General features: G+C 75.1%; 16 protein-coding genes. 3 read left to right on the top strand and 13 right to left on the bottom strand.

The genetic code is table 11. From position 1 onward, the window contains the following. Nucleotides 1–15: 15 nt before the first annotated feature. The 8 genes from ABT263_RS14575 to rpe all read right to left on the bottom strand — a co-directional run bounded on the left by ABT263_RS14575 (nucleotide 16) and on the right by rpe (nucleotide 12,383). On the bottom strand, nucleotides 16–1,191 hold the full coding sequence (locus tag ABT263_RS14575) for an acyl-CoA dehydrogenase family protein (protein ID WP_352290826.1): 1,176 nt from the start codon (nucleotides 1,189–1,191) through the stop codon (nucleotides 16–18). A gap of 14 nt (nucleotides 1,192–1,205) precedes the next feature. Next, a complete protein-coding gene (locus tag ABT263_RS14570) occupies nucleotides 1,206–4,322 on the bottom strand; it encodes a non-ribosomal peptide synthetase (RefSeq protein WP_352290825.1) in 3,117 nt (1,038 codons plus the stop codon). A 495-nt stretch (nucleotides 4,323–4,817) separates the two neighbouring features. After that, nucleotides 4,818–6,104, bottom strand: a complete 1,287-nt coding sequence (locus tag ABT263_RS14565) for an amino acid adenylation domain-containing protein (protein ID WP_352290824.1) — start codon at nucleotides 6,102–6,104, stop codon at nucleotides 4,818–4,820. A 51-nt stretch (nucleotides 6,105–6,155) separates the two neighbouring features. Continuing rightward, the gene (locus ABT263_RS14560; protein WP_352290823.1) at nucleotides 6,156–7,523 is read right to left on the bottom strand and encodes an MFS transporter; all 1,368 of its coding nucleotides are present in this window, start codon (nucleotides 7,521–7,523) and stop codon (nucleotides 6,156–6,158) included. A gap of 426 nt (nucleotides 7,524–7,949) precedes the next feature. Further along, on the bottom strand, nucleotides 7,950–9,050 hold the full coding sequence (locus tag ABT263_RS14555; RefSeq protein ID WP_352290822.1) for a PP2C family protein-serine/threonine phosphatase: 1,101 nt from the start codon (nucleotides 9,048–9,050) through the stop codon (nucleotides 7,950–7,952). A 261-nt stretch (nucleotides 9,051–9,311) separates the two neighbouring features. Continuing rightward, nucleotides 9,312–10,271 (bottom strand): pirin family protein, encoded by a 960-nt coding sequence (locus ABT263_RS14550; protein ID WP_352290821.1) that lies wholly within the window; start codon nucleotides 10,269–10,271, stop codon nucleotides 9,312–9,314. A gap of 161 nt (nucleotides 10,272–10,432) precedes the next feature. Then, the gene (locus tag ABT263_RS14545) at nucleotides 10,433–11,578 is read right to left on the bottom strand and encodes an alpha/beta hydrolase (RefSeq protein ID WP_352290820.1); all 1,146 of its coding nucleotides are present in this window, start codon (nucleotides 11,576–11,578) and stop codon (nucleotides 10,433–10,435) included. Between the two features lie 121 nt (nucleotides 11,579–11,699). Next, nucleotides 11,700–12,383, bottom strand: a complete 684-nt coding sequence (rpe, locus tag ABT263_RS14540; RefSeq protein WP_352290819.1) for a ribulose-phosphate 3-epimerase — start codon at nucleotides 12,381–12,383, stop codon at nucleotides 11,700–11,702. 395 nt (nucleotides 12,384–12,778) lie between these two features. Here rpe and ABT263_RS14535 point away from each other — a divergent pair, with 395 nt between their 5' ends. Then, the gene (locus tag ABT263_RS14535) at nucleotides 12,779–13,636 is read left to right on the top strand and encodes an SCO6745 family protein (protein ID WP_329486721.1); all 858 of its coding nucleotides are present in this window, start codon (nucleotides 12,779–12,781) and stop codon (nucleotides 13,634–13,636) included. Nucleotides 13,637–13,763: 127 nt separating this feature from the next. Here the strand turns inward: ABT263_RS14535 and ABT263_RS14530 are convergent, their stop codons facing one another. The 5 genes from ABT263_RS14530 to ABT263_RS14510 all read right to left on the bottom strand — a co-directional run bounded on the left by ABT263_RS14530 (nucleotide 13,764) and on the right by ABT263_RS14510 (nucleotide 17,619). After that, a complete protein-coding gene (locus ABT263_RS14530; RefSeq protein WP_352290818.1) occupies nucleotides 13,764–14,471 on the bottom strand; it encodes a C39 family peptidase in 708 nt (235 codons plus the stop codon). A gap of 104 nt (nucleotides 14,472–14,575) precedes the next feature. Next, the gene (locus ABT263_RS14525; RefSeq protein WP_352290817.1) at nucleotides 14,576–15,139 is read right to left on the bottom strand and encodes a DUF4188 domain-containing protein; all 564 of its coding nucleotides are present in this window, start codon (nucleotides 15,137–15,139) and stop codon (nucleotides 14,576–14,578) included. Between the two features lie 131 nt (nucleotides 15,140–15,270). Next, entirely contained in the window at nucleotides 15,271–15,873 is a 603-nt protein-coding gene (locus ABT263_RS14520) for a TetR/AcrR family transcriptional regulator (protein ID WP_352290816.1), read from the bottom strand. Between the two features lie 198 nt (nucleotides 15,874–16,071). Further along, the gene (locus ABT263_RS14515) at nucleotides 16,072–17,058 is read right to left on the bottom strand and encodes an aldo/keto reductase (protein ID WP_352290815.1); all 987 of its coding nucleotides are present in this window, start codon (nucleotides 17,056–17,058) and stop codon (nucleotides 16,072–16,074) included. A 180-nt stretch (nucleotides 17,059–17,238) separates the two neighbouring features. Next, nucleotides 17,239–17,619, bottom strand: a complete 381-nt coding sequence (locus ABT263_RS14510) for a winged helix-turn-helix transcriptional regulator (protein WP_352290814.1) — start codon at nucleotides 17,617–17,619, stop codon at nucleotides 17,239–17,241. Nucleotides 17,620–17,772: 153 nt separating this feature from the next. On the opposite strand from ABT263_RS14510, the gene ABT263_RS14505 reads away from it, so the two are divergent. Both ABT263_RS14505 and ABT263_RS14500 read left to right on the top strand, forming a co-directional pair. After that, nucleotides 17,773–18,180: a RidA family protein gene (locus tag ABT263_RS14505; RefSeq protein WP_352290813.1), complete on the top strand. Its 408-nt coding sequence runs from the start codon at nucleotides 17,773–17,775 to the stop codon at nucleotides 18,178–18,180. A 229-nt stretch (nucleotides 18,181–18,409) separates the two neighbouring features. Next, entirely contained in the window at nucleotides 18,410–19,600 is a 1,191-nt protein-coding gene (locus ABT263_RS14500; RefSeq protein ID WP_352290812.1) for a serine hydrolase domain-containing protein, read from the top strand. The last annotated feature ends 121 nt before the right edge of the window (nucleotides 19,601–19,721 follow it).

The raw sequence follows: 19,721 nt of genomic DNA, 5'->3' as shown, positions 1-19,721 counted from the left end.
AGTCTTGACGAACCGTCAGTTCAGGCCCATGGAGCGGGCGATGATGACCTTCTGCACCTCGGAGGTGCCCTCGATGATCGTGGTCATCCGCACGTAGCGGTACAGGAACTCCAGCGGGTGGCCCCGCACCCAGCCGGTGGCGCCGTGCACCTGGAGCGAGCGGTCGACCGCCCGCACCGCGGTCTCGGAGGCGGTGAGCTTGGCGAGCGCGGCGTTCTCGGGCGACTCGGTGCCCTCGTCGACCAGCCGGGCGCAGGCGAGGGTGAGCAGCTTGGAGGACTCGACCTCGGCCCGGGTCGACACCAGGTGCTCCTGGACGTGCTGGTACTCGCCGATCACCCGGCCGAAGGCACGCCGGTCCCTCGCGTACTCGACGCCGATGCGCAGCGCGTACTCCGCGATGCCGTTGCACATCGCGGCGACCACCAGGCGGCCGCGCGAGAGGCTGTCCATGGCGAGGGCGGTGGCCGCGCCGACCCCCTCCTCGCCGCCGATCACGGCCTCCGGGCCGACGGTGACCCCGTCGAGGAGCAGCTCGAACAGCGGCTCGCCCGACATGCCCTCGTAGCGCTGGCCGATCCGCAGCCCGGGCTGGTCCATCGGCAGCACGAAGGCGGTGGACCCGGTCGTGGGACCGGCGCCGTCGCCGAGGTCCGTGGCGGCCACGACCAGCGCGATCCCGGCGTGCTCGGCGTTGCTGACGAAGGTCTTGCGCCCGTTCAGCACCCACCGGTCGCCGTCGCGCCGCGCGGTGGTGGTGAGCCGGAAGGCGTCGGAACCGGCGTGCGGCTCGGTGAGGGCGAGGCAGCGGGTCTGCTCGCCGCGCACCAGCGGGATCAGGTGGCGCTCGATCTGCTCGGGGGTGCCGTGGCGCAGCAGCGGGCTGGGACCGTCGGAGCCGGCCAGCGCGTACTGGGCCAGGACGCAGCCGCTGCGCCCGGCGGCGTGGTGCAGCAGGACGACGGCGGTGAACGGCATGCCGGAGCCGCCGAGCTCCTCGGGGTAGTCGCCGGCGTAGAAACCGAGCGCGGCGGAGCGCTTGCGGACGTAGCTGCGCAGGTCGCCCGGCACCTGGTCGGCGGTCTCGGGCAACTCGGCGGCCAGCGGGACGAGTTCGCGTCGGACGAAGCTCTCGAAGGCCTCGACGAGTTCGCGGTGGCCGTCTTCCAGGACGGCGGAGGGCGCGGTCATTTCGGGGCCGCCTTTCACTTCTGGCCGATGAGGGCGCGGGCCTGGTCGGCCAGCACGGCGTGGCGGAACAGGGTGCGCAGCGGCGGGCGGCTGCCGAGGTGCGGCTCCAGGTGGGCGGCGAGCTGCGCGGCGAGCAGCGAGTGGCCGCCGACCTCGAAGAAGTGCGAGTCCGCGGAGAAGCGGTCGTGGCCGAGCACCTCGCGCCAGGCGGCGGCGATCAACTCCTGGGCGGGGTCGGCGAAGGCGCTCGGCGCGGTCTCCGCGTCGGCGGCCTCCTCGGCCTCGTCCGCGAGCCGGGCGAGGGCGGCGCGGTCGGGCTTGCCGCCGGGCAGGGTCGGCATCGCCGCGACGGCGGTCCAGCTCGCCGGGACGAGTCCGCCGGGCAGCCGGCGGGCGAGCGCCTCGTGCAGGCCGGCCTGGTCGGGGCGGTCGGCGCCCTCCAGGAATCCGAGCAGCCGGGGACCGGTCTGCGGGTCGGTGTGCAGCACCACCGCGCAGGAGCGGCCGCCGAGTTCGGCGGAGGCGGCGGCCTCGATCTCCTCCAGCTCGATGCGGTGGCCGCGGAGCTTGACCTGGTTGTCGGCGCGGCCGAGGAAGCACAGCCGGCCGTCCAGGTCGCGGTAGCCGCGGTCGCCGGTGCGGTAGACGCGGGCGCCGTCGAGCGCGGGGACGCTGACGAAGCGGGCGGCGGTCGGCTCCGGCAGGCCGAGGTAGCCGTCGGCCAGCATCGGCCCAGCGACGACGAGTTCGCCGACGCAGCCGGCCGGCAGCGGGCGCAGGGTGTCGTCCAGGACGTACATCCGGACGCCGTCCAGCTCGGTGCCGAGCGGGACCTCGGCGTCCGCGGCGACATCGGCGGCGGTCACCTGGTACACGGTGGAGGTGACGGTGGCCTCGGTGACGCCGTAGCCGTTCAGCACGGTGGTGTGCTCGATCAGGTCGGCGAGCGCCCGGGCGGGCAGCCGCTCGCCGCCGAGCACGAGCAGCCGGGGCGACCAGCGGTCGTCGCGCAGCGCTTCGCACAGCTCCTCGCGGACGGCGAGCAGGTAGCTGGTCGGCAGATTGGCGACGGTGACGCCGCGGGCGGCGAGGACGGCCACCAGCTCGGGCCCGGTGGGCACCTCGCGCTGCGGCACGACCAGGGCGGCGCCGACGGCGAGGGCGGGCAGCACCTCCTCCAGCGCCACGTCGAAGGACGGCCGGGCGAACAGCAGCACCCGGTCGGCGGAGGTGAGTTCGTAGCGTGCGGCGATCGCGGCGACGTAGCCGGCGAGCGCCTCACGGCCGACCCGGACGGGCTTGGGCACACCGGTGGAGCCGGAGGTGTGGATCAGGTAGGCGGCGCCGTCCAGCACCGCGGCGGGCTCGGCCTTCGGGAACGCCGGGCCGTCCAGGAGCGCCGGGGTGACGCCCTCGGCGGGCAGCGCGAGGGCGCTCTGCCGGGTGGCCAGGACGAGGGCCGGGCTCAGCCGCTCCAGCAGCAGGCCGAGCCGGCCGGCCGGGTCCTCGGTGGACAGCGGCGCGTAGACGGCGCCGTGGCGCAGGCAGGCGAGCAGGGCGACCACGCTGTCCGCGCCGCGCGGCAGGACGGTGGCCACCGGCTGACCGGGGGCGACCCCGGCGGCGCGCAGCCGCTCGACCAGCGCGGCGACGCGGCGGTCGAGTTCGCCGTAGCTGATCCGCTCGCTGCCGGCCAGCAGGGCGAGCGCGCTCGGATCGTGGGCGGCGGCCGGGTCGAGCAGCGCCGGGGCGTCGGTGGGCACGGCCGGGGCGTCCGCGGGCACGGCGGCGGCCGGCTCCGTCTCGGGTGCCGGGGCCAGCTCGGCGATCGGCGCCAGCGGGCGGTCGAGGTAGCAGCGCAGCAGCTCCAGCAGCCGCTCGGACAGCAGCACGGCCTCGGACTCGCGGAACAGGTCCGCGTCGTAGTCCCAGACCAGGGTCATGCCGGCGACGCCGTGCTTCTCGCCGACCACCCGGCGGTCGTCGGGCAGCAGCACCAGGTCGAGGTCGAAGCGGGTGGTGCCGGTGTTGAAGCCCTCGTACAGCGAGACCTCCAGCCCGGGCGCCTGGACGTCCGGCAGCGCCGCGTCGTGCGCGCTGAACATCACGTTCCACAGCGGGTTGTCGGCGCCGCTGGTGTGCAGGCCCAGGCGGCGGGTCAGCTCCTGCACCGGCAGGTCCTGGTACGGCAGCGCGCGCATCAGGACGTCGGTCACCTCGTCCACCGCCTCGGTGCCGGGCGCGGCGGGATCGAGCCGCAGGCGCAGCGGCACGGTGTTCACGAACATGCCGACGGTGCCCTCGAAGCCCTCCGGGCGGTTGCCGACGGCGGTGCCGACCACGAGCTCGCGGTGCCCGCTGTGCCGGCGCAGCAGCTCGGCGAGCAGGGCGAGCATGGTGCTGAACGGGGTGTGGCCGTCCGCCTTGCTGCGCTCGCGCAGCCGCTCGGCCAGGTCGGCGCCGATCGACTGGCGCAGCTGGCCGCCCCGGTGGCGGCGCTCGGCGCCCGGCCGGGCCAGCCCGGGCAGCGTGACCTCGCGCGGCGCGTCGGCCAGCTCCTTGGTCCAGAACTCGAGAGCGCGCTCGCGGGACACGTCGGCGGCGGTCCGCGCGTGCTCCTCGTACGAGGGGGCGGCGGGCAGCCCGTAGGGCTCGCCGAGGACCTGGGCGCGGTAGACGGTGAACAGGTCGCGCAGCAGGATCGCGAAGGAGTGGCCGTCGTGGACGAGGTGGTGCTCGACGTGGATCAGCCGGTGGTGCTCCTCGGCGATCCGGACCAGGTGCCAGCGCAGCACCGGCGCCCGCTCGGTGTCCACCGGCTCCTCGGCCTCGGCGGCGAGCAGTCGCCGGAAGGCGGCGTCCGGGTCGTCCTCGGCGGTGAAGTCGCTGTGGCGCAGCTCCGGTCGACACCCCTCGGCGACCCGCTGGCCGGGCAGGCCCTCGGGCCGGGGCACCAACTCCAGGCGCAGGCCCGGGTGGTGGTCCAGGACGGCGGCCAGACCCGCGTGCAGCGCGTCCCGGTCGAGGGTGCCGTACAGGTCGAGGACGGCGGTGAAGTTGTAGGCGCGGCTGCCCGGCAGCATCTGTTCGTGCAGCCAGACGATCTCTTGCGACGGAGAGAGTGCGAACATGGGCGGTTCCCTTGTGTGGTGGGCTTGTCGGCACGTCGGTGGTGGCGCCGGCGGCGGGCGTGGGGTGGTCCCGTTCCGGCTGTCAACCGGGGCGCACCGAGGTGACGGTGCGGTCCCGGGTCGGGGCATCTGCACGGTCGGGCCCGTCGGGGCCCGCGCGTCCAGGCGCGGTGGATCCGGCGAGGCGGATCCGGTGGGGGAGCTCAGGCCCGCGCGGGAGGGCGCGGGAGGTCGGGGCCCGCGGCGTGGGGCGCGGGAGGTCGGGCCCTCGCGGTGGGGCGCGGGAGGTCGGGCCCTCGCGGTGGGGCGCGGGAGCGGTGCGGCACGGGAGCTGTGGGCACGGGAGCTGTGCGGCGCGAGCCCCGGCCGGGGCGGGCGCGTTCGGGCCCGGTGGCCCGGCTGTGGGAGCCCCGCGCCAGGTCGGCCGCCGGATACCGGCGGCAGGTCAGGCGCCGGCGCCCGACGGACCGTCAGACGCTCCACCCCGGAGGCGGATCAGGCGAGCGCGCCCGGGCGGGGCCGGGCGTAGAGGTGCTGCCGCAGGACGGCGAGCAGGTCGGCGAAGGCGGCGTGGGCGTCGGTCTCGGCGAAGCGGTCGCTGTCCCAGGCGAGCCGGACCAGCAGGTCGTCGCCGTGCGAGGCGGAGACGGCGAGCGGGGCGGCGAGCGGTCGTCCGGCCAGGTGGGTCTCCCGGCCGGGCGTGCCGCCGAGCACCAGCGGCGGGCGGCGGTGCAGGTCCTCCAGGGTGAGCATGGCGTCCAGCGTGCCCGACCAGGCCGCCCCCGCGGTCCGTGCGGCGCGCACCACCTCGTCGAACGGGGTGCCGGCGTGGTCGAGGTCGTCCCACCAGGCGTCGGCGAGGGCGTCCAGGTCGTCGGTGGCGGTCGGACCGGCCGGGTGCACCAGGGTGTTGAGGAAGCAGCCGAGCGCGGCGGGCGCGCCGGGCGGGCGGCCGCCCCACGGGTAGCCGAGCGCGAGCGGGCCGTCCACGGGGTGCAGCCGGTGCGCGGCGGCCCCGACGGCGTCCAGCAGGGCCGGGAAGACCGCGCCGCGGGCGGCGCCCTCGGCGGCGGGCAGCCGCTCGGTGAGCATCCCGGTGGACGTGGCCGCGCCGCCGCCGGCCCCGGTCAGGGCGCCGAGCCGACGGCCCCAGTGGGCCTGGGCGGCGGTCCCGCCGGCGGCGTCCTCGGCGGCCAGTTGGAGTTCGACGGCCTGGCGGTAGTCGGCCAGCGCCTGCGGGCCGGGGCCCGCCGCCGGGGCGTCACCGCCCTCGTAGGCCTCGCTCAGCTCGGCGGTGAGCACCCCGAGCGACTGCTCGTCGCAGGCCGCGTGGTCGAGCGCGAGGGCGAGCAGCTCCTCCTCGGCGTCCGGGTCCCGGGCCACCAGCAGGCGCAGCGCGGGGCCGCCGGCGGGGCGGTCCAGCAGGGCCCGGCGCAGCGCCGCGCGGGCCGTGTCGCCGGGGGCGACGGTGATCCGGGCGGCCTCGGCCGAGGGGCCGCCGACCCGCAGGACGGGTGTGCCGCGCACGGTCGCGAAGCCGCCGGACAGGGCCGGGTGGTGGGCGGCGACGGCGGCCGCGGCGCGGGCCAGCCGCTCCACGTCGAGGGTGCCCCGCGGGTAGGCGAAGAACAGCGGGACGACGTCGGAGCGGTCGTGCGGCGCGAGTCGACGGGTGATCAGGAACCGTCGCTGGGCTCCGGTCAGCGGGAGCAGGTCGGCCGGGGAGTCCGCGGCAGCGCTGCGGTACCGGGCGAGGTAGGCGGAGGTGATGCTGGCGTGCACGGGAACGGTCTCCGGTTTCCGGTCGCGGCTCGGCAGGAGGTCTGGGGTCGGTCAGTGGGTGCTGGGGCTCACGGCGGGCTCCTCGGCGGCGCGATCGGGGCTGCCCCCGGCGGCGCTGTCGGTTGTGGTCGCGGTGGCGTCCCCGCCGGCGGCGGTCGACCCGATACCGTCCGGGCCGCCCGGCAGTTCGCGCATCCGCCGCAGCGGCGACAGCAGCAGCGGCACCGGCACGAGCAGGAACCCGACCGCGCAGAGCCAGAGCGCGGCCCGCGGCCCGGCCGAGTCGGCGACGATGCCGCCGCCCAGCGCGCCGATCGGCAGCGTGCCCCACACCAGGAAGCGCATGGTGGCGTTCATCCGGCCGAGCAGCTCCGGCGGGCAGACGCTCTGCCTGAAGCTGACCTGGGCGACGTTGTAGGCGACCGCCCCGAACAGCACCACCCCGGAGGCGAGGCCGAACAGCACCACGCCCAGGCCGCCGTCGGACAGCGGCCACAGCACCGCGAACGGCGCCGTCACCAGCGTGGACAGCCAGATCAGCCGGGCTTGTCCGACCCACCGCGCCAGCCGGCCCGCGCACAGCGCGCCCGCCAGCCCGCCGACGGCGGAGACCGACAGCAGCACGCCGATGGCCCCCGGTGCCAGGTCGAGCACCCGCACCCAGAAGACGGTCTGCACGGCCATCAGCACGGCCGCGAACAGGTTGGACACCGCAGTGGCGGCCGCGATCGCCCGCAGCAGCGGGTGCCCGAGCACGAACCGCACGCCCTCCCCCACCTCGGCGCGCAGCGAGCGTCCGGGCTCCGGCTCCGCGAGCGGCTCCTCGACCCGGATCCGGGCGAGCAGCAGTGCGGAGACCAGGTAGCCGAAGGCGTCGGCCACGATGGCGAGCGGCGCGCCGAGCAGTTGGACCAGTCCACCGCCCAGGCCCGGCCCGGCGATCTGCGCCGAGGACCGGACCGTCTCCAACGCCCCGTTCCCGTCGACGAGTTGCTCGCGCGGCAGGACGGCGGGCAGGAAGGACTGGTGGGCGACGTCGAAGAACACCGTCGCCACCCCCGTGACCAGCGCCACCAGGTAGAGCTGCGGCATGGTCAGCACCCCGAGCGCCGCCGCCGGCGGGATCGTCCCGACCGCCAGGCAGCGCACGAGGTCGGCGCGGATCAGCACCGGAAGCTTGCGCATCCGGTCCAGCCAGGCTCCGGCCGGCAGTCCGACCAGCAGGAAGGCGGCGGTCTCGGCGGCGGTCAGCAGGCCGACCTCGAACGGGGTGGCGTCCAGCACCACCACCGCCACCAACGGCAGCGCGACCAGCGTGACCTGACTGCCCGTCTGGGCCGCCGCGGCGCCGGTCAGCAGGAGCCGGAAGTCGCGGTGGCCGAACAGACGGGCCCGACGGGGGTGAGGCTTCTCGTTCATTGGTTCGACTTTCCGTCACCCCTTCGACACCGGGCAACCACCGGGTCCGTTTCCGGACGAACCGCCGGTCGGCCGGATCCCGCCACTCCCCCGACCACCCCTTGCAGGCCTCCTACGCGCCCTTATGGCCCGGGCGCGGGGCCGCCGCGGCCGGTCGGCCTAGGCGGCACGGGCCGAGGAGCACCCGGGGGCCGTCGGCGGTCGGCCGTCCATTTCTCCGTCCGATATTCGGACCCCTACTTTCCGGCCATCGGACGCCACCACTCAACTTGGCCGGATTCCGTGGAGTACCGCGAGGACGTCACCCCACCGTGATATGGGCGTGACCGACGGTGGCCGCGTCGAACCATCGACCCGTCCGCCTGTCGACCCGTACGCATGTCCACCCGTCCGAATGTCGACCCGTCCACCCGAGCTGCCGCGCCCTCAGCCCTCCGACCGACGGGTGATCGCCAGCACCGCCATGTCGTCGTCCCGCGGACCGCCGGTCCACCGCTCGACATCGGCCACCAGCGCGTCCAGCACCTCGCCCGGCCCGGCGACCGGCCCCAGCCCGGCCAGCCCGAGCACCGGGTCGTAGAACTCCCCCGCCGCATCCCGGGCCTCGGTCACCCCGTCGGTCACCAGCAGCAGCGTGCACCCGGGCGGGAACGGCCGGCTCTCCGGCGCGGGCCGCGCGACCCCCAGGCCGCCCATCCCCAGCGGCAGCCCCGGGTCGGCCGCGTCCAACCGCAGCACGGGCGGCGCGAGCCGGGCGTCGGCGCTCAGCAGGTACGGGCCGGGGTGCCCGCAGTCGAGCGTGCGCACCACCCCCTCCCCCAGCGGGAGCTCCACCAGCAGCGCCGTGATGAACCCCTCCATCCGCAGCTCCTCGCTCATCTGGTCGGCCTCCCGGAGCAGCGAGTCCTCCAGCGCGTCCGCGAGCGCCGCCAGGTCCGCCACCCGGTGCGAGGCCTCCCGGAAGGCCCCCAGCAGCACCGAGACCGCCCCCACCGCCTGCAGCCCCTTGCCCCGCACGTCCGCGATCAGCACCCGGACGCCGAAGCGGGTGGTCTGCAGCGCGTAGGCGTCCCCGCCGATCAGCGCCTCGTCCTGGGCCGCGTGGTAGGAGGCCGCGACCGACAGCTCCCCCACCCGCCCCGGCGGCTCCGGCAGCACCGCCCGCTGCGCCGCCTCCGCCACCGACCGCACCCGCGCCAGCCGCCGCCCGTGCCGGGCCACCACACGGTTCACCCCGACCCCTAGCAGGGCGGCGAAGGCCGTGTTGGCCAGCTCCAGGAACCCGTCGGCGGTCCCGATCGACCCGTCCTGGGTGGACAGCACCAGGATCCCGGTCACATTTGCCAGTCCGACCGCACAGGTGTCCCGCAGGGTCAGCAGCGCCCCGGACAACACGGCGGCGGCGGCCAGCAACGGGTCACCCCAGTAGTCGGCCGGATCCAGCGAATTCCACACCAGCCCGCCGACGATCAGCAACCACGGCGCGACCCGCACATACGGCGGCCACGGCACGGACCTCGGGGGCATCGGCGACCTGGCTTCCGTCTCACCACCATCCGGAAGGGCTCCCTCCGATCGTAGCCACGTGCCGGCGGAACTCGCACGACGGATGACGTCGCCGGGGCCCGCACGAACGCGCCGAGAGCCTCGGCGGCACCCTGACCAGCGGCCCCACCACCGGCGGCGGCTTCCGCGTGCGCGCCACCCTGCCTGACCGCAGCCACTGACCCACTGGTTGGGTCGTCGGAGCGGCGAACCGATGCTCCCGGCGGTACCCGTGGCAGCGGGTCAGCGCACCCGTCCGCGTGGCTTGAGGGGCAGCGCGGGGAGTTCCGGGGCGCGGAGCCGGGCGCCGTCGTAGCCGTGGACCTCGCCGAAGCGGGTGGTGGTCATCCAGTCCTCGCGGGCCTGGTTGATCTCCTCTCCGGAGCGGCCGATGAAGTTCCACCACATGACCAGCTTCTCCTCGAACGGCTCGCCGCCGAGGAGGAGGACGGCGGCGTCGGTGCGGGCCAGGAGGGGGAGTTCGCGGCGGTCGGTGCCGAGGTAGAGCATGGAGCCCGGTTCGACGCGGACGCCGTCGACGTCGACGCTGCCGGACATGGCGAGCACGGCGTACTCGAAGCCGGGCTCCAGGGGGAGCTTGAGGTCGGCGCCCTCGGTCAGGGCGAGGTCGGCGCCGACCAGGGGGGTGTAGGCGGTGCCGGGGGAGGTCGCGGTGTCGAGGCTGCCCAGGATGACGGTGCCGCGCAGGCCGGGGGCGGTGACGACGGGCAGGTCGGCGTGGTGCTCGAAGGCGGGGGCGGTGTGCCGGTGGGCGTCCGGGAGGGCGACCCAGAGCTGGGCGCCCTCCAGGAAGCGGGCGTGCGCGCGCGGGGACTCCTCGGAGTGGGAGATCGCACGGCCGGAGGTCATCAGGCCCAGCTCGTAGGGGCGGACGGTCTGCAGGCTGCCGAGGCTGTCGCGGTGCAGGACCTCGCCCTGGTGGAGCCAGCTGACCGTCTGCAGGCCCATGTGCGGGTGCGGCGGGACCTGCATGCCGGGCTCGTCGGCGATGTCGTCCGGGCCGTAGTGGTCGACGAAGCACCAGGCGCCGACCATCCGGCGGCCGAGGTTGGGCAGCAGGCGGCGCACGACGGTGCTCTCACCCAGCGGGACCTGGCGTCCGGTCAGCAGTTCGCGGACCGGTCCGGCGCCGGACTCGCCGCCGCAGGGGGTCGGAGCGGGCTTCTGGTCGAGGTTGCTCATGTCGCGGATCCACCACCGTACGGGTCGGGGCCGGCCGGGGCCGTGCGGGCCGGGCCGGAGGGGCGTCGACAATGATCATCCACCATGCGGGGACGGCGCTCCACCCACTCCGGACGGCCGGCCCCCGCTGAGCCGATCAGCCGGCCACCCGCCCCGCCCCGTCAGCCGGCGCCGCGGCCCGCCAGCGCGCGGCCGAGGAAGGCGACCGCGTCCGGCAGGACCTTGCGCCAGTACGCCGCGTCGTGGACCCCGGGGGTGAAGCGGGCCTGGACGGTGTCGCCGGCCAGTTTGCGGGCCGCGTCGCAGAACGGGTCCTCGGTGCCGCACCAGACGCCGATCGGGCGGCCGTGCGGCTGGTCCTGGTGGAGCAGCGGCTCGTTCTCGCGCCAGTCGGCCTCGTCCTTGAAGACGCCCACCGCCTTGGCGTCGCCCCAGCTGCGGAACAGCGCCGGACTGAGCACCGCGACCGGGCCGAAGCCGGCGCCCCGGTTGCGGGCGTAGCGGAGCGAGCCGAAGCCGCCCATGGATATGCCCATCGCCGCGTCGGGCGCGCGCAGCCCCTGCTTGGCGAGCCAGCCCGGCAGCTCCTCCAGCAGCATCTTCTGCGGGTCGTCGCCGGACGGCGTGCGCCGCCAGTAGGTGGCGTCGCCGCCGTCGACGGCGACCACCGCGAACGGGGGGACGCCGGCCGCGATGGCGGCGACCAGGATCTGCGGCAGCCCGAGGTCGGTCCACGCCTGGGCGGTGGCGCCGCGCCCGTGCAGGGCGACGCAGACCGGCAGGTCGGCCGGGCGGGCGATGCCCTCCGGGATGATCGTGATCATCTTCACCGCGGCGCCGTTCCGGGCCGCCGAGTGCTGCTCCTCGCTGCGGAGCGAGGGGACGACGGCCGTGGCGCCGGACGGTCCCGCCGTACCGGTGGGCGCCGTGGCGGGGGTCGTACCGGCGGCGGAGGGCACGCCCGGGCCACCGGAGCCGCCGGACCGGCTGCCCGAGCCGTCCGAACCGCCGGACAGGGCCACCGCGGTACCGGTGCCGACGACGGCGAGGCCGCCGAGGCCGAGGCCCGCCCTGAGCAGCCGGCGCCGCCCGAGCGTCCCGGGGGCGAACGCCCCCGGGCCGAACAAGCCCGTGCGGGCCCGGCCGGTGACGCCGATCACGGGCGGCACGGCGGGCGGCGGTGCCATCACGGGCGGCGGCGGGGCGACGGGGGGCGGCGGCACCGGAACGCCGCCCGCCACCCCGACACCCACCGCTCCGGCACCCACCGCTCCGGCGTGTCCACTCCCCTGCTGGTCCAGGTCCACGGTTCTCCCCTCCGACAGTCAGCCGGCACTGTACGTCGGGCCCGGCCCGCGGGCCGCACCGTGTCCGTCACAGCTGATCAACAACTCGTCACCGCGGCCCGGGGGCGGTGTCCCCGACGACTCAGTGCTTGCAGGCCCACCAGGAGTCCGCGGTCGCCGCGTCCGCGAGCGCGCGCAGCTTGGCGACGGCCTCGGCCGGGTCCTCCGCGCCGTACACCGCCGAGCCGGCCACGAAGACGTCCGCGCCGGCCTCGGCGCAGCGCTCGATGGTGCTCGCGGAGACCCCGCCGTCCACCTGCAGCCACAGTTCCAGGCCGTGCTTGTCGATCAGCTGCCGGGTGCGGCGGATCTTCGGCAGCATGATGTCCAGGAACGCCTGGCCGCCGAAGCCCGGCTCGACCGTCATGATCAGCAGCATGTCCAGCTCGGGCAGCAGGTCCTCGTACGGCTCGATCGGCGTGGCGGGCCGCAGCGCCATGGACGCGCGGGCGCCCTTGGCCTTGATCTCCCGGGCGAGCCGGACGGGCGCGGCCGCGGCCTCGACGTGGAAGGTGACGGAGCCGGCGCCGGCCTCGACGTACTGCGGGGCCCAGCGGTCCGGCTCCTCGATCATCAGGTGGCAGTCGAGCGGCGTGCCGGTGGCCCGGGCGAGGGCCTCGACCACCGGGACGCCCAGGGTCAGGTTGGGCACGAAGTGGTTGTCCATCACGTCGACGTGCAGCCAGTCCGAGCCCCTGACGGCCTCGGCCTCGTCGGCGAGCCTGGCGAAGTCCGCGGACAGGATGCTGGGGTTGATCTGCGCCATTTCCGATGCTTCGCTTCCTACGAGGGTTCCCGGCGCCCGAAACGGCCACCTCGCCCCATCATCTCGCGGGGAGCGGGCGGGAACTGAACGGCGAACCCTCCCCGTGACCCGCATCACACCCGCTCGGGGGTTAGCGCGAGCGCCGCCGTGGTCATCAGCCCTGTGAAACCTGTCGTTCGCACCTCCGGCCGCCCTCGCTCCCGCCCCTTCTCCGCCACACACCCTCCGCGGATCCCGCACCGGAACTCCCCCGCGGGGCCCGGCCCGCTCCGCGGTAGCACCCCCTCCCAGCCGCCTCACGCAGTCGCAGAACCACCCCCTCCGAGCTCCGCAGAAGCACCCCACTCCCACCCCCCTCACGCACTCTTCGTGCTCACTCCGAGGAAGGTCCTCCGTTGGCCGATCTGGTCCATCCCGCCCGGGCCCTGTGGTGGCTCTTCGAGCCGGTGCACGCCGTCACCTACTTCTCCCCCGAGGGCCGCGCGGCGTTCGAGGAGGCCGGACTGCGCGGCGGCTGGCGCGGCTACTTCGCCGGGCGGGCGGCGCCGCTGGGCGCGGTCGACGCACCGCCGGTGGTCGCCGCGTTCTTCAACTTCGCGCCCTCGATGGTGGAACGCGCCCTGCCGGACGTCTGGAAGCGGGCGGACCCGGACAGCGCCCTGGCGGCCCGGGTCGCGGGCGCCTCGGCGGCGCTCGCCCGGCTGCTGGAGCACGTGGAGCCGGAACAGGTCGAGCGGGTGGCCGACCTGCTGGAGCGGGCCGTCGACCGGCTGGACTGCGCGGGCCGGGTGCTGGCCGCCGCCAACGCCGCCGTCCCCCGCCCGGCCGGCCTGTACGGACGGCTCTGGCAGGCCGCAACCGTGATGCGCGAGCACCGCGGCGACGGCCATGTCGCGGCGCTGGTCTCCGCCGGGCTGGACGGTTGCGAGGCGCTGGTGGTGCGCTGCGCGCTGGACGTCCGCCGCGAGGTGCTGCAGCCGATGCGCGGCTGGACCGACGAGGAGTGGGCGGCCGCCACCGCCCGTCTGGTGGAACGCGGTTGGCTGACGGAGCGCGGCACGATCACCGAGTGCGGCCGGATCCGTCACCAGTCCCTGGAGGCCGCCACCGACCTGGCCGCCGCCCGGGTGTGGGAGAGCCATCCGCGCACCGAACTCGACCGGCTAGCCGCCGCGCTCACGCCGATCTCGGCGCTCTGTCGCAGTGCGCTGCCCCCGATCAACCCGATCGGCCTGCCGGCCACCACGGCCTGACACCGAGGACCTGACTTATCGACACCGGACGCCCGGCACAGGCCAGTTCGACGGCCGGTGCCGGACGGCCGGGCCGATGGCCGGTTCTCCCCGGCCGCCCGATCCGGCCGCCCGATCCGGCCGCCGCTCAACTCCCCGTGTCCGCCACCTCCGCCCCCTCCGCCGCCTCCGGCTCTCCCGCCTCGGCCGACCGGCCGTGCGCCGGCGGGCCGAGCACGATCCCGCGCCCCGCGTAGAACCGGTCGAACAGCCGCCAGGGCACGTGCGCGTAGGCCTGCGACTCCCCCGCGAACCCGGACGGGTTGTGGATCACCAGCGCCGTGCCGGTGACGCCCACCGCCAGCACCAGGTGCCCGCCGCGCCGGTGCGGCTCGGGCCCCTCGGGTTCGCGGATCGCGGGGTGCACGGACAGCATCACCAGGCGCCCCGCGGCCACCTCCGCCGCGACCTCGTCGGCCGTCAGCTCCCGCGCCTGCGCGGCCAGTCCCCACCGCTCCCGGACGTACGCGGCGAACGGCGTGTGGATCAGCCCGTGCAGCCGCTCGCCGTCCCGCTCGTACGCACCGGCCGCCAAGCACTCCGCGGCCAGCGGGACCTGCGGCGGCGCCACCCCCCACCAGCGGTCGAGCGCCATCCGCAGGCACGCCACTCCGCAGAGCCGCCAGGACCAGTACGCGTAGTCCTCCGGCGTCTGCGCCCCCGACTGCCCCCAGCGCGGGTCGTCCGCCGCGCCCACCGATCCGTCGATGATCTCCTGTACCAGCTCCGGGGATTCCCACTGCGCGTAGTACGGCACCTCGTGCACCACGGCCGCCCGGCCACCGCTCTCCACCATCCCCCGACGCTCTCACGCCGCCCGGCCGCCACGGGCCCGCGACACACACTCGCTCGGGCCGGGGCCCGGGTGGCCCGCCGGACCCCCGGGGGCCGCCCGGCCTACTACTGCGGCGCCGACCCGGACGCCGTCCCGCCCCCGGATGTCTCCCCCGGCGCCTTCCGGCCCCCCGCCGCCGAGCGGTAGGCGAGCCGGTCCGACGCCCGGCGCCCCCGGCTCTCCAGCGGCAGCGACCCGTGCGCCCCGGCCAGCCCGAACGGCGGCATGTCGAAGTAGATCGCCTCGTACGACCCCTCCGGCACCATGTACGTCTCGTGCCAGAGCCCCACGTGCCCGCGGACCTTCCCGGCGCGTATCTTGCGGTTCACCATCCCCCACACCTTGTGGTGGAAGGCGTCCGGCGCGGACGCGTAGGCGTACAGCTTCTCCTTGGACTCCCAGTACTGGACGATGTAGTACGTCCGCGGCGAGGCGGTCAGGAGGATGCGGCCGCGCAGGCCGCGCTCCGGCTCCTTGGCCAGGTCGTGGAGCATCCGGAACATCGCCGCCATCACCGGCATCCAGTGGTGGACGGCCCAGAAGCGGTTGATGCGCATCCCGATCAGCAGCACCACGGTGTCCCCGGTGACGGCCGCGGTGGTGTATCCCGGAGTCGGTTTGGCGAACATGCGTGCCCCCAGCTCTCTGCTCCACCTATGTAATCGGTGATTACATCAGCGAGCGGGAGTCCGGTCAAGGCTCCGCGTGCCATCAAATCCGCTAGCGGGAAGGGTCGTTGCTGATCAGGACTGACGCTGGGTCAGCTCCGGCCGGCGATCCCCTGGCCGAAGGTGTCCAGCACCTGCACCGCCAGCTCCTCCGCCTTCTCCGGCGGCAGGTACCCGTCCAGGATCATCTGCGCGAGCCCGTAGACCAGCGCCTGCCCGGCCAGGCCCACCAGGGCCGGGTCCCCGGGGCGCAACCGGCCCGCCTCCTGGTCCGCGACGATGAAGCCGGTGAGCGCCTCGTCGATCCCGGCGAGCCGCTCCCGCAGCTCCGGCTGCCGGGAGGCGGTGAACACCCGGGAGCGGACCAGCTCGAACCGGTGCGGGTGATGGATGGTGTAGCGGACGAACCCCAGCCCCATCGCCTTCATCGCGGGGCCCTCGCTCCGCCGGATCTCGGCCAGTTGCCACCGTTCGAAGTCGGCCAGCACCTGGTCCGCCAGCTCGGTCAGCAGCGCCTGCCGGTCGGGGAAGTGCCGGAACGGCGCGCCCGGGGACACGCCCGCCCGCCGTGCCACCTCCCGCATGGTGACCTTCGCCTGCCCCTCCTCGTCCAGCAGCGCCAGCGCCGCCGCGACCAGCGCCGCGGGGAGGGACCCGTGGTGGTAACTACTGCGCTCGGCAGGCCTTTCCGTCATGTCAGCCAGTGTTACCACAGCCCACCGGGGTGACCGGCGGGTACGCCGAAGGCCCGCGGTCCACGCGTGCGCGCCGCGCCGAAGCCCTTCGCGCCGCGCCCGGGACCGGGGCACGGCGCGAAGGGCGCGACGAGCGGGATGAGCGGGATGAGACGAGAGGGACGGGACGAGTGACACCGCGCCAGAGGCCGGCCCGTCCTACCAGGCGTAGTCCTCCGGGGCGGGGCGGTGGCCGGGAAAGATCTCGTCCAGGCGGTCGAGGGTCTTCTGGTCGAGCTTGAGGTCCAGCGCGGCGACGGCCGCGTCGAGGTGGGCGGCGGTGCGCGGGCCGATGATCGGCGCGGTGACCACGGGGCGGCTGAGCAGCCAGGCGAGGGCGAGGTCGGCCGGGTCGGCGCCGAGTTCGGCGGCGAAGTCCTCATAGGCCTGGATGCGCTCGCGGTTGGCCTCCAGGACCTCGCTCGCGTGGCCCATCGCGCCGCGGACGGCGGCGCCCTCGCGCAGCTTGCGCAGCACGCCGCCGAGCAGACCGCTGCGCAGCGGGGACCACGGCAGCAGGCCGAGGCCGTAGTGCTGGAGGGCGGGGACGACCTCCAGCTCGATCGTGCGGTCGATCAGGTTGTAGAGGGACTGCTCGCTGACCAGGCCGAGGAAGTGCCGGGAGCGGGCCGCCTCCTGGGCCTGGGCGATGTGCCAGCCGGCGAAGTTGCTGGACCCGACGTAGATGATCTTGCCCTGGGCGACCAGGACCTCCATCGCCTGCCAGATCTCCTCCCAGGGCGTGTCCCGGTCGATGTGGTGCATCTGGTACAGGTCGATGTGGTCGGTGTTCAGGCGGCGCAGGCTGGCCTCGACGGCGCGGCGGATGGCGAGCGCGGAGAGCCGGCCCTCGTTCGGCCAGTCGCCCATCGGCGCGTACGCCTTGGTGGCGAGCACCGTCCGCTCGCGGCGGCCGCCGCCCTGGGCGAACCATCTGCCGATGATCTCCTCGGTGCGGCCCTTCTGGTTGCCCTCCTCGTCGCGGCCGTAGGAGTTGGCGGTGTCGAAGAAGTTGATGCCCCGCTCGTGGGCGGTGTCCATGATCTGGTGGGCGTCGGACTCCGTGGTGTGCGGGCCGAAGTTCATGGTGCCCAGGCAGAGTCGGGAGACGGTCAGGCCGGTACGGCCGAGATGGGTGAACTCCATGCTGCCCACCATCTGCCGCACCGGCCCCGCTGTCCAGCACATTCCCCAGACCGGATAGCGGGTCCGGCGGGTCCGGCAGGTCCGGCGGGTCCGGCAGGTCCGGCTGGTATGGCGCCCGGCGCCGGGCGAACCCCGCACCGGCCAGGGCAGTCCGGGACAACACGGGCCGGACGCGACACCTCAGGCGTCGAAGCTGCTGCGCGCGGTCTCGATGTGGTCGAGGTTGCGGCGGGTCCAGTCGCACATCCGGTGGACGGTGTCGCGCAGGCCCAGGCCCGGCTCGGTGAGCGTGTACTCGACCCGCGGCGGCACCACGGGGAACACCCGCCGCTCCACCAGGCCGTTGCGCTCCAGCATGCGCAGGTTCTGGGTCAGCATCTTGTGGCTGATGCCCTCCACCTCGGCACGCAACTCACTGAACCGCAGGGTGCGTTCACCCACGGCCTCGATGATCAGGAGCGCCCACTTGTTGGCGACGTCCGAGAAGATCTCCCGCGCCAGGGAGTCCGCCCGCCGGAGGTCGGCTTCCTCGGCCGAGTCGCCGAACTGCTTGGTCACCATGAGGTTCCCCCGTCACTGGAAAGTGCGTTCTTCCATGTCAGAACTCACTCTCCTATGGTTCCTGAGTAACCACAAGTGACCACGGACGGCGCGGGACCGGGGCGCGGCAGGCCCGCCCGACCCTGCGCGACGAAGGCGAAGGAGACCGGCACCATGGCCATCACCCTGCTGAATCCCACCGGACTGCCGGAGATCGGCGCCTACCGGCAGGTGTCGATCGCGACCGGATCCAGGCTGGTCTTCCTGGCCGGGCAGGTCGCCTGGGACGCCGACGGGGTCACCGTCGGCGCGGGCGATCTCGCCGCCCAGGTGGAGCGTTGCTACCTCAACGTCGCGACCGCGCTGGCCGGGGCCGGCGCCTCCTTCGACGACGTGGCGAAGCTGACCGTGTACGTCGTCGACTGGACCCCCGACAAGCTGCCCCTCTTCCTGGCGGGAGTCGGCCGCGCGGCCGCCGCACTCGGCACCACCCCCGTGCCGCCCGGCACGCTGATCGGCGTCGCGGCCCTGGACGTGCCGGAGCACCTGGTCGAGGTGGAGGCCGTCGCCGTCCTCGACTGACCGGCCCGGCAGCACGGATCGGCCCCGACCCGCCACCACCGCCGACCGGCCCCGCTCCCCCGCCCCGGCTCCCGCCCCCGCTCCGACCCCGCCCCCCGCTCCCCCGCCCCCGCCCCCGCCCCCACCCCCGCCCCCGTAAATCGTTCGTGGCCGGGCCGCCCCGCGCCGTACCGTGGGCCGGTCGATGATCTTGGCCGCCGGGTGCGGTCGCACGCGGAGGGACGGACCGATGCAGCAGCATCAGGGGTGGGCCGACGAAGGGTTCGGGGCGGTCGCCGACGCCTTCGCGCGCAACTACGCCGACTTCCCCGAACTCGGCTCCGCCGTCACGGTGTTCGCCGGCGGCCGCAAGGTGGTCGAGCTGTGGGGCGGCGTCGCGGACGAGCGCACCGGCCGGCCGTGGGAGGCCGACACCGTCGTCCCGGTCTTCTCCTGCGCCAAGGGCCTCGTGGCGATCTCGGTCCACCTCCTCGCGCAGCAGGGCCTGCTCGACCTCGACGCCCCGGTGAGCCGCTACTGGCCCGAGTTCGCGGGCCCGGACGCCGATCCGAAGCGCACGGGCCGGTACGACAAGGACGCGATCACCTGCCGGATGGTCCTGGGCCACCGGGCCGGGCTCCCGGCCCTGGACGCCGCGCTCTCCTTCGAGGAGATCGCCGCCTGGGCGCCCGTCGTCCGCGCCATCGAGGAGCAGCAGCCGCTCTGGGAGCCGGGTACGACCTTCGAGTACCACGGCCACGTCTTCGGCTTCCTGCTCGGCGAGGTCGTCCGGCGGATCACCGGCCTCACCCCGGGCGCCTTCTTCCGCCGGACCATCGGCGAGCCGCTCGGGCTGTCCGCTTGGCTCGGCCTTCCGCCGTCCGAACTCGGCCGCCTGGCACGGCTGGTGGAGGCCGAGGGCCGCCGCCCGCTGCCCGGCCCGGAGCACCTGCTGACCCGGATCGTGACGATGAACGGCGCGCTCGTCTTCCCCGGCCTGGACGAGCCGCGCGGGTGGAACGACCCGGCGCTGCACGCCGTCGAGCTGCCGGGGGCGGGCGCCGTCGCCTCCGCGACCGGTCTGGCCGGCCTGTACGCGGCCGCCGTCACCGGCGTCGAGCGCCCCACGGGCGGGCGGAGCGAGCGGCTGCTCTCCCCGGCGACCGTCACCGACGCCGTCCGTGAACTCTCTTCCGGTGCCGGCTTCCTGGGCTTCGACCTGGGCGCCCGCTGGGGCTCGGGGGTCCTGCTCCCCTCCCCGTCGTTCCGGCCGATGCTCGGCGCCCGCAGCTTCGGCAACGACGGCGCCGGCGGCCAGTTCGCCTTCGGTGACGACGAGTTCGGCATCGGCTTCGCCTACACGGCGAACCGCATGATCGGCCACGGCGACGCGCGGGCCGATCGCCTGGTCGAGGCCGTCCGCGACAGCCTCGGCGACTGACCACCTCACGTTTGCGCGCGGGCCCCGGCGCACGGGGGCCCGCGCGGCTGCGCCCGTACGCCCCCTTTCGGCCTGACGCGTCCATGACTAGAGTCCCGGGCACACGCCGTCGAACCGTGGA

Origin of the sequence: Kitasatospora sp. NPDC001603 (assembly GCF_040298365.1) — a bacterium.
In the GTDB taxonomy this organism is placed as follows: Bacteria; Actinomycetota; Actinomycetes; order Streptomycetales; family Streptomycetaceae; genus Kitasatospora.
The sequence above is the reverse complement of the archived record's forward strand: the minus strand, read 5'-3'. Positions and strand labels throughout refer to the sequence as shown.

Coding starts and splice junctions, on each gene's coding strand:
- ABT263_RS14575 (WP_352290826.1), bottom strand. CDS start 1,191: ATGACCGCGCCCTCCGCCGTCCTGGAAGACGGCCACCGCGAACTCGTC.
- ABT263_RS14570 (WP_352290825.1), bottom strand. CDS start 4,322: ATGTTCGCACTCTCTCCGTCGCAAGAGATCGTCTGGCTGCACGAACAG.
- ABT263_RS14560 (WP_352290823.1), bottom strand. CDS start 7,523: ATGAACGAGAAGCCTCACCCCCGTCGGGCCCGTCTGTTCGGCCACCGC.
- ABT263_RS14555 (WP_352290822.1), bottom strand. CDS start 9,050: ATGCCCCCGAGGTCCGTGCCGTGGCCGCCGTATGTGCGGGTCGCGCCG.
- ABT263_RS14550 (WP_352290821.1), bottom strand. CDS start 10,271: ATGAGCAACCTCGACCAGAAGCCCGCTCCGACCCCCTGCGGCGGCGAG.
- rpe (WP_352290819.1), bottom strand. CDS start 12,383: ATGGCGCAGATCAACCCCAGCATCCTGTCCGCGGACTTCGCCAGGCTC.
- ABT263_RS14530 (WP_352290818.1), bottom strand. CDS start 14,471: ATGGTGGAGAGCGGTGGCCGGGCGGCCGTGGTGCACGAGGTGCCGTAC.
- ABT263_RS14525 (WP_352290817.1), bottom strand. CDS start 15,139: ATGTTCGCCAAACCGACTCCGGGATACACCACCGCGGCCGTCACCGGG.
- ABT263_RS14520 (WP_352290816.1), bottom strand. CDS start 15,873: ATGACGGAAAGGCCTGCCGAGCGCAGTAGTTACCACCACGGGTCCCTC.
- ABT263_RS14515 (WP_352290815.1), bottom strand. CDS start 17,058: ATGGAGTTCACCCATCTCGGCCGTACCGGCCTGACCGTCTCCCGACTC.
- ABT263_RS14510 (WP_352290814.1), bottom strand. CDS start 17,619: ATGGTGACCAAGCAGTTCGGCGACTCGGCCGAGGAAGCCGACCTCCGG.
- ABT263_RS14505 (WP_352290813.1), top strand. CDS start 17,773: ATGGCCATCACCCTGCTGAATCCCACCGGACTGCCGGAGATCGGCGCC.
- ABT263_RS14500 (WP_352290812.1), top strand. CDS start 18,410: ATGCAGCAGCATCAGGGGTGGGCCGACGAAGGGTTCGGGGCGGTCGCC.